The following is a 13641-nucleotide window of genomic DNA, read 5'->3' as shown; positions in this document are numbered from 1 at the left end:
CTCCTAAATCAACGCCCAACGTCCTTTGTCGACGATTTTCTCCTACCTTTAACCCGATGGGATCGTCGATCCATCCCACCCGTAAATTGCATCAGATGAAAAGAAGGACTTTCTTACAGCTATCTTCAGCCGTCGCCGCCGGCAGTACGATCATGCCCGCCATGGGCCAGAATGACGATGGCAGGTTAAAGAACTGGGCGGGCAATATTGAATATAGTACGGATCACGTACATTATCCCCGCTCGGTAGAAGAGGTGCAAAGCCTGGTGAAAAAGCTGCAAAAATACAGGGCCTTGGGCACGCGGCACTGCTTCAACAGGATTGCCGACAGTACGGCGAACCTCATCTCCAGCAGGGACCTTAACAAGGTTATTTCCCTTGACACGGCGGCAAACGCGGTCACGGTAGAGGGAGGCATAAAATACGGGGAGCTGGCGCCTTACCTGGATGAAAAAGGCTATGCCCTCCACAATCTGGCATCGTTGCCGCATATTTCAGTGGCGGGCTCGATCACCACGGCGACACATGGCTCGGGCGTCGGCAATGGCAATCTCGCCACCGCTGTTACAGCGTTGGAGATCGTCACAGCAGCGGGTGAAGTGAAACAGTTCTCAAAAGAAAGGAATGGCGATGAATTCTACGGCGCCGTTGTCGGCCTGGGCGCCCTGGGAATAATAACGAAGGTCACGCTGTCCATCCAACCCCGTTTTCTCGTCCGGCAAAATGTCTACGAACATCTGCCCGTTGCACAGTTGAAAGACAACTTCGAAAAGATCCTCTCCACAGGCTATAGCGTAAGCCTTTTCACCGACTGGCAACGAGACTCCGTCAACGAGGTCTGGGTAAAAAGCCGGGTAGATAGGGATCCCGCACCTGTCAGCGAACTCTTTGGAGCAACCGCCGCCACAAAGAACCTTCACCCCATTGCCGCCAACCCGGCAGAAAACTGCACGGAACAAATGGGCGTTCCTGGCCCCTGGCATGAAAGGCTACCACATTTTAAGATGGGCTTTACACCCAGTAATGGAGCAGAGCTGCAGACAGAATACTTCGTCCCTCTTCACCACGGAGCAGAAGCCTTTTCCGCCATCGCCCGCCTCGGCCGGCAAGTCAGCCCCCATCTCTTTATCTCCGAGATCCGCACCATCGCCGCCGACCACCTGTGGATGAGCCCCTGCAGGAACCAGGACTCCCTCGCCATCCACTTCACCTGGAAACCGGACTGGCCCGCCGTCAGCAAACTATTACCCGTCATTGAAAAGGAGCTGGCCCCCTTCAACGCCCGGCCGCATTGGGGTAAACTCTTCACCATGTCCCCGGCTACCCTCCAACATCATTATGAAAAATTGAACGACTTCAAACAACTCGCCGCCTCCCTCGACCCCAACGGAAAATTTCGTAATGAATTCCTCACCAAAAACCTATACTAACACCAAAAGGAAATAAACTCCCACCACACCTACTCCAAACCTAAAACCCAAAACCTAAAAACCAAAAACCCCGCAAAAAAGAGGTATACCCCTCTCGCCCCCACACGACCACAGGCAGAGAACTTCGTCAAAGCTTCGTTCCTCGCTTTTCCTCGTTCGTAACCTTCGCTCCGCTCGGTTAGGCCTGTAGCCGCCTTATCTTTCCGACGGGAGAAAAGTGTGTTAATGTCTGGCTTTAGTCCTCGATCAGTCTTTGCTGAAATTGATCGGAGAGAGGAAAGTACAGCGGCGGAAGGCACATAGCTGCCGGCAAAGCAAAAAGGCAAAAACCTAAAACCTAAAACCCAAAACCGCACAGCCGAATGTCTCAAAACCGAACATATCTAAACCATCCCCACACCTAACCCCATCAAAAACAACCAACTACACCCTGGCACCCTAATTGACCCCAAACCTCAACTCCCAACGCCTAATTATGCTGAAAACCTACTGCAAAATCGCCTTCCGCGTGCTGTTCCGTAACAAAACTTACAGCACCCTCAATATCTTAGGCCTGGCCCTCAGCATGTCCTGCGGCATCCTCATCTTCACCTTAGTGAAATACCACCTCAGTTTCGACAACTTCCACAAAGACTCCTCCCGTATCTACCGTTTCGTAACCGAACAACATCGCGACATCGTCAGCTACACCGGCAGCGTCCCACCCCCCTTCGGCAAAGCCTTCCGCGATGACTACAGCTTCAGCGAACAGACAGCCCGCATCGCTTCCTGGGAAAGCACCCAGGTCTCCTTCCATGTCGGCGCCGACCTGAAAAAATTCAAGGAAAAAGATGGCATGGCATTCACAGAAGCCGGCTATTTCGACATCTTCAATTTCCCGTTGTTAAAAGGCGATAAGACAACAGCGCTCACCGAACCCAACACTGCCATTATCACCGAAAGCACGGCACACAAATATTTTGGCAGGGAAGACCCGATGGGCAAGACCATCCGGCTGGACGACAAGATCGATTGCCGCATCACAGGCATCCTAAAAGACCTGCCCGTCAATTCCGACAGGCAAACGACCATCTTCGTCTCCTGGCCCACCCTCCGTTCCTACAATGAATGGATGACCCAGGACGACTCCTGGGGTGGCATCTCTTCGGAGCTGCAATGTTTCACACGGCTCAGGCCGGGTGTCGATCCCCGGCAGGTGGAACAGCTGCTGCCCGCATATGTAAAAAAATACCGGCCCAAGAGCAAGAACGTCCATATTTATAAGTTACAACCCCTGGCGGAAATTCACTTCGATGCCCGGTATGGGGGTCCGATGGCTATGCGCAATTTATGGATCCTGGGCATCATCGGGCTATTTCTCCTTATCACAGCCTGTGTCAATTTTGTCAATCTGGCGACGGCGCAAGCCTTACGACGGTCAAAAGAAGTGGGCATCCGCAGGGTACTGGGCAGTCTGCGGGGCCAGCTCTTCTGGCAATTCATCGCCGAGACGGGACTGATCACACTGGTAGCCGCCGGACTGGCCATCTGCCTGTCCCTGGTAGCATTACCCACTGTCAATGAATGGTTCGAGTCCCGCATGTCCATCGATTTTGCAGACCTGCAGCTGCTGCTTTTTATTCCACTGCTCATCCTGGTGGTCACCTTCCTGGCAGGCGCCTATCCCGGCCTTATCCTCTCCGGGTTCCGTCCCGTGGTGGCGTTGAAAGGCCGGCTGTCGCAGCAGCACATTGGCGGCTTCAATATGCGGCGCGCTCTGATCGTCACCCAATTTACGATCTCCCTGATCCTGATCATGGCCATGCTGGTCATCACCCGGCAAATGGAGTATACAAAGGACACGGACCTGGGCTTCAATAAAGATGCCATCGTGATGCTGCCCATGGGAGGCCCGGCAGGATTACAAGCCAACACGCTGCAGCAGCGCCTCGCCGCCATTCCCGGCGTTGAAAAAGTATCCCTTTGTTATGCGGCACCCGCCTGGGAAGATTCCTGGACCACTACGGTCCGTTTTGACACCCGTTCCGAGGCAGAGATCTTCAGGGTCAATGTAAAGTCCGCCGACGATCAGTACCTGCAGACATTTGGACTCCACCTGGTGGCAGGCAGGAATATCTTCCCCAGCGACAGCGCCAGGGAATGCGTGCTCAATGAGACAATGATCAACAAGCTCCAGCTGGCAACCCCCGGAGAAGCCCTTGGAAAGAACATAAGAATGAACGGCAAGGACCTCACCGTCACCGGTGTGGTAAAAGACTTCCACGACCGCAGCCTGCACGAAGACATCGACGCTCTTTGCATCACTTCTTATGCAGAGAACTATCAGGCTTATGCCGTCCGGCTGAATATGAAGAATATCACCGCCGTCATGCCCGCGCTCGAAAAGACCTGGAGCAGCTCGTTCCCCGGCAAGATCTACGAATACCAGTTCCTGGACGAGTCCATTGCCTCTTTCTATCGGACTGAAAGTATCATTCTCAAGTTCGTCAGTATCTTCTCCTTCATCGCCATTTTCATCGGCTGCCTGGGTCTATATGGCCTGGTCGCTTTCATGGTGACGCAAAAGACAAAGGAGATCGGCATCCGCAAGATCTTAGGCAGCACTGTCACGGGCATCCTGTGGATCTTTGGAAAAGAGTTCGGCCGGCTCATTGTCATCGCTTTCCTGGTAGCTGCACCCGCCGCCTGGTGGTTCATGAGCATGTGGCTGCGGAACTTTAAATACCATATAGTCCTGGGCCCCTGGCTGTTCATAGCAGGTCTGCTGATCATAGCCGGTATTGCAGCCTTCACCATCGGGTACCAGAGCATTCGCGCTGCCCTGGCCAATCCCGTAAAAAGCATTCGGACGGAGTAAAATATCAAACCACTCTCCCCAAAAACGGATGGCTGATCCTCCTACTGTACCGTCACTTTGATGATATTCTTAATAGCGGGCAGGGTGGTGAACGCATTCGGATTCGGGACCACGGCAATAGGCTTGCTTTCCGCCAGCGGCGTCCCTGCCAGGTTGAATTGTGTAATTCCGGCGCCCGGGAACTGGTTCACCGCCGATCCATCATCATACAGTCCGATCGTAGTGGAAATATCCCCCGTCATCGTCGCATCCACCCCATTCCCCATGGACGCAAAGAACCAATCGTTGGAGAAGCCATACATCGTCGCAATGGCCAGCCTGTCTCCCTTGCTCACGGAAATTTCCTGCGATACCTGGCTGCCCGCCATATCTCCCATCATGGGCAGCAATACCTTCGTTACAGCCGCAGGCAGCACATACACTGCCTTGATACCCGGCTTATGCAACAGGTTGGCCGCTAATGTATCTGCATTACCCTTCTGTGCCAGCGGCGTTAGCCCCATCCCCCTATCCTTCTCTCCCACTTTGTAGATGGGATTGTCGATCCCGTTATAGATCACTACCAGTACGGGCGACAAGGGAGTAAAGATCCCCGTAATGCTTTGGACATACGTGTGCAGCGGCGCATTATTCCCCGCCTCGGCAATGGAAGTAAGTCCATTGGCGGTTGGTTGCCCTTCCTTATACAATGGGTTCGGGCTCAGCAACGATCCGCCCACAATATAACTGACAGCCCACACCCCGGGACTGAGCGGCGTTTCATTGGCCGTGCCCCCTGAAATATTTTGCAGGGTCAGCGTAAAGGTGGAATTGCCATTATAATGCAAGGTTGCTTTCACCAGCGAAGAGGCCGCCAGGTAAGTATTGCCCTGCGCATCCGTACCCTTCACTTCTGTAATATTATGCACGTCCGCTGTCCCCGGATGATTTGCTTGAGCGCCTGGCGCCTGGTTGATCCGCGTCCCGTTATCCCATAATTTCACTTGTGCGGAAACATCCCCTTCAATAGGCATCCCTTGCGCATCATAAACGGCGATCCCCGGATTGGCCGGGGCAAAGAACAGGTCGTTGGACCATCCATACATAGTGGCAAAGGTTAAAGCCTCTCCTTTGGCTGCGGAAAAAGTGATGGTTGTGGATTGTCCCGGCAATATCAGCGCCGGAGAGCCCGTTCCCTGAAAAGTCCCCGACTCTACCAGCGGCCTGGAATCTAATACATTGGTCACCATGATAGTCTTTTTCTCCTTGGGGCCGCCTCCATGGTCATCTTTCTTGCAGGATTCAAGCGCTGGAAGCAGCAATACCAGCGCAGGCCATAAACGTAGTTTTGTCTTTGTCATAATTGCTTTTTCACAAATTTCCCCCCCTTCCTGCCTGTGAACTGACAACCACTTGACATACTATCCAGCCTTATGCTTTCCTTAACAAAAAGGCCCAATTGTTTGAATTTCGCAACTATTGGTTTGAAAGCGATAACAACCACGCCATCCTCCCGGACTACATTTGTAGTATCCAAAACCACCGATCATGCACAACAAAAAAGTATGGTTTATCACGGGCGCCTCTCATGGACTGGGCCTTGCCTTCGTAAAGATGCTGCTGGAAAAAGGCGATCGGGTGGCCGCTACCACAAGATCGATCGCAAACCTCTCCAGGAATATCACCGCCCTGGCCGGGAACTTCCTGCCCCTCCAGGTCGACCTGACGGATGAACAGGCAATAGAACAGGCCATCGCCGACACGCATAAGACTTTTGGCCGCATCGACGTGGTCGTCAATAACGCAGGCTATGCGGTCCATGGCGCCATGGAAGAGCTGGGCCCCGCTGTCATCGACCGCTGCTTCGCGATCAACACCGTGGCGCCCATGACGGTCATGTACAAAGTCCTCCCTTATCTCCGCCGGCAACGTTCAGGATATATCCTCAACATTTCGTCCCTGGCAGCCTGCGCCTCCGCTGCCGATACGGATATGTACGCAGCCACCAAACACGCCATTCTGGGCCTCTCCGAAAGGATCATGGAAGAAGTGCACAGCCTGGGGATCAACATCACCGTTGTCGCCCCCGCGGCTTTCCAGGCACAGCTCTGGTCAAAAGAATATTTCACCATGGAGAATGTGAGGCTCCACGATCACGACGAAGTAGCCGCAGGCTTCATCGAGCTGGCCGGTCAGCCCAACCCGCCCCGCCTCCTATTGCTGGATAATCATACTACTCCCTTAAAACTTGAAAAACATTCAAATAATGAGATACAATTTGTTAGGTAATACAGGCCTTAAAGTATCGGAACTCTGCCTGGGCACCATGACGTTTGGCGGAAAAGGACTCTATTCTGCCATAGGCACCCTCCCGCAGGACGAGGTGGACGCGCTGGTACGCCGCTCCGTAGAGGCAGGCATCAACTTCATCGACACGGCCAATGTCTATAGCGAAGGGCTGAGCGAACAGATGACGGGTACAGCCCTCCGCAACCTGGGCCTGCGACGGGACGACCTCATCATCGCCACCAAAGTACGGGGCCGGGTAGGCGAAGGTCCCAATCACCTGGGCCTCACCCGCAAGCACATCCTGCAACAGGTGGAAGAAAGCCTGCGGCGCCTGCAGATAGACTATATCGATCTCTACCAGATCCACGGATATGATACGCTGACACCCCTGGAAGAAACCCTGGCCGCACTCGACACCCTCGTCACCAGCGGCAAAGTACGCTACATCGGGTGCAGCAATCTGTCCGCCTGGCATATCATGAAATCCCTCTCCGTCTCCGAACGCCACGACTATGCAAAATTCATCTCGCTGCAGGCCTACTACACCATCGCCGCCCGCGATATAGAAAGAGAGATCGTACCTTTGCTACTGGATCAGAAAATAGGCCTGATGGTATGGAGTCCCCTGGCCGGTGGGCTGCTCAGCGGCAAATACACCCGCAATAGCGCCCCCGAAGAAGGCCGTCGCGTGAACTTCGACTTCCCGCCGGTGGATCGGGAAAAAGTCTATAATGTCGTTGATGCCATGCAGGAGATCGCAAAGCCCAGGAACGTCTCCGTAGCCCGGATCGCCCTCGCCTGGTTATTGCACCAGCCCGTCGTGAGCACCATCGTCATCGGCGCCAAAAGACCCCAGCAGCTGGAAGACAACCTCGCAGCCATCGATCTGAAGCTCGACCCCTCCGAACTGGAAAAGCTGGACACCGCCAGCAAACTGGCCCCCGAATACCCCGGGTGGATGCTGGAATACCAGGGCAAGGACCGTAAATGGGAACGTTCTTAACGCAGCATAAACTAACATAGAACAACTACGAACACAACCTGGAACAACTACAAACAAAAGCGAACAGCAATGTCCAACACCGAAACCATCGCAGACTTCTATCGTAATAAATGCCTCGGCATCCCGGACAACCTGGAAAGAGAGGTGGGACATTTCAATGCATTCAAAATAGAGGACCTGGCCCTGGTCAGCAAAAAACCCGTCACCTATGCCCGGCGGGATTACTATAAGATCTCCCTCATGCGCGGCCATCACATCTATCATTATGCGGATAAGAGCCTGGAAGTATCCGGACCGGCATTGCTGTTCTTCAACCCCCGCGTACCCTATACGTTCGAGAACGTGGACGAGAGCCAAACCAATTCAGGTTATTTCTGCATCTTCAAGGAAGAATTTTTCAGCGACCACATGCGCGTGAGCCTGCGCGAGCTGCCCATGTACGCAACCGGCGGCAAACCCGCCTATACGCTCGACCCCACACAGGATAAGAATGTAAGCCATGTCTTTGAAAAAATGCTGGAAGAGCTCAGGTCCGACTATCGTTTTAAATACGACCTGATCCGCAATTACATCATGGAGATGGTGCATTATGCCCTGAAAATGCAGCCGACGGAAGCGCTCTACCAGCACAAGGATGCCAATGCCAGGATCACAGCCGTATTCACCGAGCTGCTGGAACGCCAGTTCCCCATCGAGTCCGCGTCTCAGCAATTTACCCTCCGCAGCGCCCGGGACTTTGCCGAGCAGCTAAACGTTCACGTTAATCACCTGAACCGTGCCATCAAGCTCAGCACAGGCAAGACGACCACCGGGCATATCTCTGAAAGACTGGCCAGCGAGGCCAAAGCCCTGCTCAAACATACAGATTGGAATATTTCCGAGATCAGCTACTGCCTGGGATTCGAAGAGCCGGCGCATTTCAACCACTTCTTTAAAAAACAAACCCATATGACTCCCTCGGCATTCAGAGGCTAGCGTCCACCAGCTGTTTCAATTCCCTGAATCTCGCCTCCCTGTCATCCCGCTTTATATAGAAGGCCATCAAAAAAGCACAATACCCTTTTTCATTGTCCACCCATGGCACACTCCCGAATAATCCGGGACTGGTCACCGTTGTACCCTCCGGCCGCACGACCCATTCCCCATAGCCATAGCCGATTTGTGCCATCGGCACAGGTGAATAGGCAACCCTTACGTCCGGATCGATCCGATCTTTTTCCATCGCCGCTACACTGCTTTCACTCAATATCCGGTGCCCCTGGAACACGCCTTTCCCAAGGATCATCACCAGGAAGTTCAAATAATCTTCCGGCGTACTGCTGGCGCCTCCTGCCGGCAAGGCAACCCTCCCCTTTCCAAAATCCGTATCCTTCATGTCCAGCGGCCGGGCGATCCGTTCCGCAAAAAGCTCTTCAAAACTCGCGCCCCCGATCTTCTCGATGATGGCCCCTGCAATCTGCAACCCCGCATTGCTATAATGGAAAACTTCCCCTGGGGTCCCTTCCATCGGCATCTTCGCAATATATTCCATCGCTTCGTCCATACTGCCGACCTTCCTCAAATCCTTGAGACTCTCCTTCAAAGGCGGCTCGTTGATCCCCGTAAGATGGCTGAGGCATTGGCGCACTGTGATCATCCCTTTTCCATGGGCCGAAAGCACTGGCAGGTATTTACCTACGGTGTCGGAAAGCTGTAGTTTTCCCTCATCTACAAAGGTCATCACCAGCGCAGCGCTCAGCCATTTGCTGCAGCTGGCAATCGGCTGGCGGGTAGACATTGTATAATCACTGAGGTCCGCCTCCTTTTTCTGACGCCGGGCGATGAACTTGTTCACCATTTTCTGTTTTCGGGTCATCTCGTTGGCCGACTGGCTATACACCAGCTTTCCATCCTTCCATACCGCCAGCATGGCCCGGCCGCCCATCTCTTTTACATGATCCTCCATCCACTGGTCCAGCTTATCCGTGCGCTGCGCCCGCCCGGCCGAAGCCACCAAAACAAACAAAATTGCTATCCCTGTATTTTTTAATAACATAGCCCTATTGACCGGGAAAAACAATCCGGGTTTAATATCTTTAGTCTACCATGAGTAAAACTATCTGCTATTTGTTCGCCTTTCTGGCTTCAGTGGTCTCCTTTACTGCAAAGGCCCAGCTTTCACCCGCTGAAAAAAAAGCCATCGCCTGGGTCACCACCCATATGGACAGCACCATGCGGCTGCTGATCGAATCCGTCAACATCAACAGTGGTACGCTCAACATCGCAGGCGTGAAAAAGGTCGGGGCCATATATGCGAAGGAGCTGGAAAAGCTGGGCTTCACCATCGAATGGGTCGCCGAACCCGACTCCCTCCACCGGGCAGGGCACCTCGTAGCTACACATAAAGGCAAAAAAGGTAAAAAGCTCTTCCTCATCGGCCACCTGGACACCGTCTTCGAACCCGATATGCCCGCGGGTCTTTATACAGTCTTGAATGACTCCACCGCCACAGGCCAGGGCGTCAACGATATGAAAGGGGGAGACGTGGTAATGATCGCAGCCTTGCAAGGCCTGCAGGCCGCCGGACTGCTGAAGGACCTTAATATCGTCGCTTATTTTACAGGTGATGAGGAAAGATCCGGCTTCCCGCATCAGGTGGCCAGAAAAGATTTCATCGAAAGGGCGAAGACATGCGACATAGCCCTCGGTTTCGAATCGGCCATGGGCCTCCACACCGTAGCCGCCGCCCGCCGTGGCGCCAGCGGCTGGTCCCTGGACATCACCGCCCGTACAGGGCATTCCTCCCAGGTATTCACCGACTCGGCCGGCTTTGGCGCCATCTATGAGGCAGCTCGCATCCTCAACACATTCAGGGAACAATTAAGCCACGAGAAATACCTCACTTTTAACCCCGGTCTCATCGTCGGTGGCTCCGGGATGAAGCTCACGGACCAGGATGCCCGCGGCGAAGTCCTGGGCAAAACCAATATCATCGCCCCTGCGGCGCACGTGACAGGCGACCTGCGCTTCCTCTCCGAAGCGCAAAAGAACGCCGCCCGTGAAAAAATGCAGGCGATCGTAGCCGCCAGCCTTGCCGGCGCCCAGGCGGCCATCAGCTTCACCGACGGCCTTCCTTCCATGGAGCCCACGCCCGGCAATCTCGGACTGGTAGCCCAGCTGGATAAGGTCACCCGTGACATGGGCATCGGAGAAACAATAGCAGGCGACCCCGGCGCCAGAGGTGCCGGCGACATTTCGGACATCGCCCAATACATGGATTGCCTCGACGGGCTGGGAGCCTCCGGCGGCGGCGCCCATAAAGCAGGAGAGACCATCAACCTCAAGGAGTACCCCGTCCTCATCCAGCGCGCGGCGATCTTTCTCTACAGGCTCGGGCGCTAAAAACACCCGGACGGCATATATATAAATAGTTGACAGTGAAAAGACGGCCCCAGGCCATTCATGAATAACCAACCCTATTGACAATCGAATCATCGATTTCGATGCATCCAAATGTCCAGGTTGGGTAAAACAATCCCCACTCCCAATATCCTCAAAAAACGATAAGATCTTGAAAACCCATTACTTCCCGGTTGGCAGGTTTTTAGATACTACTTAGGCAAAACCTTAACGTCGACTTTAACGTAGATATTCACAACTGATATACCGATACCTCCAACACGCAGACCCCGGACGTCATTTATCCGGGGTCATTTTTTTTCCTTACCTTCCGGCGCATGTCACCCGCCGATGAAATAGCCCACTACGTCCATCTTTTCAAAGGACTATTACCCGAAGACGTCACCCAGCTCTACACACTGGCTGAAACAAAGATCCTCCGCGCCGGAGAGATCTATATACAGAAAGGCTTCATTTCTCAAAAGCTTGCCCTCATCAGCCAGGGCCTCATCCGCGCTTACCATCTCCAGGACAACGGGGAAGAGATAACCATCAGCCTTCGCTGGGAACAGCAATTCCTCGCTTCTTTCGACAGCATCATTCATCAAAAACCATCCCGCTTCACCTACCAGGCCATGGAAGACACTACGCTGATGGAGGTGGACTATGCCACCGTTCAACCCATCATCGACAACAACCCCCGGTTATCGGCTATGCGCCACCTCTTGCTAATGCAGATCCTCTCGCAGTCCATTGAAAGGATAGAATCCTTTGTATTGCTCAGCCCCGAAGAGCGCTACCTCAGGCTGATCCAGGAAAAGCCCGGCATTTTCAACCGGGTACCCAACAAGCACATCTCCACCTTCCTGGGCATCACCCCCGTGTCCCTCAGCCGCATCCGGAAAAGGATCGCCCGGCCCCGCTAATTATCTTTTGCTAATTTTTCCCTGTTCCGTCCAATATACCTTTATGGCAACAAGTTCAATACAAACGTATGCACACCATACTCCATCTTATCACCCGGATCTTCACCTTCACGGCCCTGCGTTACTTCGTCATCGCCGGCATCTTCTTTGCCCTGTTCTATGGCCTCATCCGCGAACGCTTCACCCGGAACAAGATCCAGCAGAAACACGCCGGCAAAAAAGACTTTCGAAGAGAGATCCTGCACTCACTCCAAAGCTCCCTCGTCTTCACGATCATTAGCTATATCATCTTCCTCACCCCTTTCTCAAAATATACGCTCGTTTATCATAACCTCTCCGATCATTCCATCGTATGGCTGGTCTTCAGCCTCCTCCTTTGCCTCATCATCCACGACACATACTTCTATTGGATGCACCGGCTTCTGCACCACCCAAAAATATTCCGGCTCACCCACCTGCTGCATCATCGCTCCACCAATCCCTCCCCCTGGGCCGCCTATTCCTTTCATTTCATCGAATCCTGGACCGAAGGCGCCGTACTGCTGCTGATCGCGCTGATCCTCCCCGTCCATATCCTCACCATCGCCTTGTTCACGATCATAAGCCTCATCATCAACGCATATGGTCACCTGGGATACGAGATCATGCCGCGCAGCTTCAGGAGCTCCTTCCTCTTCGAAATATTCAACACCTCCGTCCATCACAACATGCACCACAGCAAGTTCAAAGGCAACTACGGCCTTTATTTCAGGATCTGGGATCGCCTCATGGGCACCGAACATCCCGACTACGTCCGTGAATACGATCGCATACAGGGACAGCGCTTCAGCGTTGCATCTCCTGCTAATTCTTAAGGTTGATCAGGTTGACCACCACCTTCGCCATCATATCCTTTTCTTCCGGCTTGCTTTCGGCGATCATCAGCGTCAATGCCACCAGCGCATTATCCGCAATCTTCTTCGACCCATCCGGCCTGTACAGGATACTGTTCTTCTCCAAAAACCAAACAAACAGGAAAGCTGCTATCCGCTTATTCCCATCTGAAAAAGAGTGGTTCTTTATCACGAAATATAAAAGGTTCGCTGCCTTCTCCTCCACACTCGGATACAGATCCTTTCCTCCAAACGTCTGGTAAATAGCCGCCAGCGAACCCTGGAACGATTCATCCTTTTCATTCCCAAAAAGACTGCTCCCGCCGAACTTATCCTTCAATCCCTTGATCGCCTTCATCGCCTCCGGATAATTGATCTGGAACAGCTCCTCCTTCGTCGTGGCCCCCATCTCCAGTATCTGGTGATCATACTGGTCCAGTACATCCAGCGCATATGTGTAATCCGTGATCACCTTCAACAGCCCTGTCGCCTCCTCCGTATTCAATGCCTTTCTTTCTATCACATTTCCCAGCAGCTTCACCGTCTGCCGCAATTCATCCAGCTGCCGCGACTGCTGTTGCATCCGATGTTTGTCAATAGCATAACCCTTTGTAAGATAATCTTTTAAAGTCTTGTTAGCCCAGATCCGGAACTGCGTGCCCCGCTGGGATTTCACCCGATAGCCCACAGAAATGATGACATCCAGAGAATAATATTCGATACTTCTTTCAACATTACGATTTCCCTCTTTTCGAACTATCAAGGATTTCTTGACACTTCCCTCCCTGGCCAACTCTTTCTCATTAAATATGTTTTTAATGTGAAGGCTGACATTTTGTTTTGTCTGCAGAAAAAGCTGCTGCATTTGTGATTGTGTGAGCCAAACCGTATCATTTTCTACCTTGAC

11 protein-coding genes are annotated in these 13641 nt (G+C 53.1%); 8 read left to right on the top strand and 3 right to left on the bottom strand.

Annotated elements, in window-relative coordinates:
• Positions 1-95: 95 nt before the first annotated feature.
• Entirely contained in the window at positions 96-1430 is a 1335-nt protein-coding gene (locus Q4E93_RS29735; RefSeq protein ID WP_303591575.1) for a D-arabinono-1,4-lactone oxidase, read from the top strand.
• A 475-nt stretch (positions 1431-1905) separates the two neighbouring features.
• Positions 1906-4287, top strand: coding sequence for an ABC transporter permease (locus Q4E93_RS29730; RefSeq protein ID WP_303591574.1), 2382 nt, complete (start codon positions 1906-1908; stop codon positions 4285-4287).
• A 41-nt stretch (positions 4288-4328) separates the two neighbouring features.
• On the opposite strand, the gene Q4E93_RS29725 is transcribed toward Q4E93_RS29730, so the two are convergent.
• On the bottom strand, positions 4329-5627 hold the full coding sequence (locus Q4E93_RS29725; protein WP_303591573.1) for a spondin domain-containing protein: 1299 nt from the start codon (positions 5625-5627) through the stop codon (positions 4329-4331).
• 187 nt (positions 5628-5814) lie between these two features.
• On the opposite strand from Q4E93_RS29725, the gene Q4E93_RS29720 reads away from it, so the two are divergent.
• From Q4E93_RS29720 to Q4E93_RS29710, 3 genes are all read left to right on the top strand, one after another.
• Positions 5815-6555 carry an SDR family NAD(P)-dependent oxidoreductase gene (locus Q4E93_RS29720; protein WP_303591572.1) on the top strand — a complete coding sequence of 247 codons (741 nt, stop codon included), beginning with the start codon at positions 5815-5817 and terminating at the stop codon, positions 6553-6555.
• The gene (locus Q4E93_RS29715; RefSeq protein ID WP_303591571.1) at positions 6533-7558 is read left to right on the top strand and encodes an aldo/keto reductase; all 1026 of its coding nucleotides are present in this window, start codon (positions 6533-6535) and stop codon (positions 7556-7558) included. Before Q4E93_RS29720 ends, Q4E93_RS29715 begins: the two co-directional genes overlap by 23 nt.
• Before the next feature lie 69 nt (positions 7559-7627).
• The gene (locus Q4E93_RS29710; protein WP_303591570.1) at positions 7628-8533 is read left to right on the top strand and encodes a helix-turn-helix domain-containing protein; all 906 of its coding nucleotides are present in this window, start codon (positions 7628-7630) and stop codon (positions 8531-8533) included.
• Here the strand turns inward: Q4E93_RS29710 and Q4E93_RS29705 are convergent.
• Positions 8523-9563 carry a serine hydrolase domain-containing protein gene (locus tag Q4E93_RS29705; protein WP_303591569.1) on the bottom strand — a complete coding sequence of 347 codons (1041 nt, stop codon included), beginning with the start codon at positions 9561-9563 and terminating at the stop codon, positions 8523-8525. The two genes, Q4E93_RS29710 and Q4E93_RS29705, sit on opposite strands and share 11 nt — an antisense overlap.
• Before the next feature lie 80 nt (positions 9564-9643).
• Here Q4E93_RS29705 and Q4E93_RS29700 point away from each other — a divergent pair, with 80 nt between their 5' ends.
• The 3 genes from Q4E93_RS29700 to Q4E93_RS29690 all read left to right on the top strand — a co-directional run bounded on the left by Q4E93_RS29700 (position 9644) and on the right by Q4E93_RS29690 (position 12716).
• Entirely contained in the window at positions 9644-10939 is a 1296-nt protein-coding gene (locus Q4E93_RS29700; protein ID WP_303591568.1) for a M20/M25/M40 family metallo-hydrolase, read from the top strand.
• A gap of 335 nt (positions 10940-11274) precedes the next feature.
• Positions 11275-11862 carry a Crp/Fnr family transcriptional regulator gene (locus tag Q4E93_RS29695; RefSeq protein ID WP_303591567.1) on the top strand — a complete coding sequence of 196 codons (588 nt, stop codon included), beginning with the start codon at positions 11275-11277 and terminating at the stop codon, positions 11860-11862.
• Positions 11863-11930: 68 nt separating this feature from the next.
• Positions 11931-12716 carry a sterol desaturase family protein gene (locus tag Q4E93_RS29690; RefSeq protein WP_303591566.1) on the top strand — a complete coding sequence of 262 codons (786 nt, stop codon included), beginning with the start codon at positions 11931-11933 and terminating at the stop codon, positions 12714-12716.
• On the opposite strand, the gene Q4E93_RS29685 is transcribed toward Q4E93_RS29690, so the two are convergent.
• Positions 12706-13599, bottom strand: coding sequence for a type II toxin-antitoxin system death-on-curing family toxin (locus Q4E93_RS29685; RefSeq protein WP_303591565.1), 894 nt, complete (start codon positions 13597-13599; stop codon positions 12706-12708). The two genes, Q4E93_RS29690 and Q4E93_RS29685, sit on opposite strands and share 11 nt — an antisense overlap.
• Between the last annotated feature and the right edge of the window lie 42 nt (positions 13600-13641).

The sequence above is a fragment of the Flavitalea plasmicola genome (genome assembly GCF_030546645.1).
Taxonomy (GTDB): domain Bacteria; phylum Bacteroidota; class Bacteroidia; order Chitinophagales; family Chitinophagaceae; genus Puia.
The sequence above is the reverse complement of the archived record's forward strand: the minus strand, read 5'-3'. Positions and strand labels throughout refer to the sequence as shown.

Excerpts from the sequence above, each read along its gene's own strand:
- Q4E93_RS29695 (WP_303591567.1), top strand. The coding sequence starts at position 11,275 with ATGTCACCCGCCGATGAAATAGCCCACTACGTCCATCTTTTCAAAGGA.
- Q4E93_RS29690 (WP_303591566.1), top strand. The coding sequence starts at position 11,931 with ATGCACACCATACTCCATCTTATCACCCGGATCTTCACCTTCACGGCC.
- Q4E93_RS29685 (WP_303591565.1), bottom strand. The coding sequence starts at position 13,599 with ATGCAGCAGCTTTTTCTGCAGACAAAACAAAATGTCAGCCTTCACATT.
- Q4E93_RS29725 (WP_303591573.1), bottom strand. The coding sequence starts at position 5,627 with ATGACAAAGACAAAACTACGTTTATGGCCTGCGCTGGTATTGCTGCTT.
- Q4E93_RS29730 (WP_303591574.1), top strand. The coding sequence starts at position 1,906 with ATGCTGAAAACCTACTGCAAAATCGCCTTCCGCGTGCTGTTCCGTAAC.
- Q4E93_RS29700 (WP_303591568.1), top strand. The coding sequence starts at position 9,644 with ATGAGTAAAACTATCTGCTATTTGTTCGCCTTTCTGGCTTCAGTGGTC.
- Q4E93_RS29720 (WP_303591572.1), top strand. The coding sequence starts at position 5,815 with ATGCACAACAAAAAAGTATGGTTTATCACGGGCGCCTCTCATGGACTG.
- Q4E93_RS29710 (WP_303591570.1), top strand. The coding sequence starts at position 7,628 with ATGTCCAACACCGAAACCATCGCAGACTTCTATCGTAATAAATGCCTC.
- Q4E93_RS29715 (WP_303591571.1), top strand. The coding sequence starts at position 6,533 with ATGAGATACAATTTGTTAGGTAATACAGGCCTTAAAGTATCGGAACTC.
- Q4E93_RS29735 (WP_303591575.1), top strand. The coding sequence starts at position 96 with ATGAAAAGAAGGACTTTCTTACAGCTATCTTCAGCCGTCGCCGCCGGC.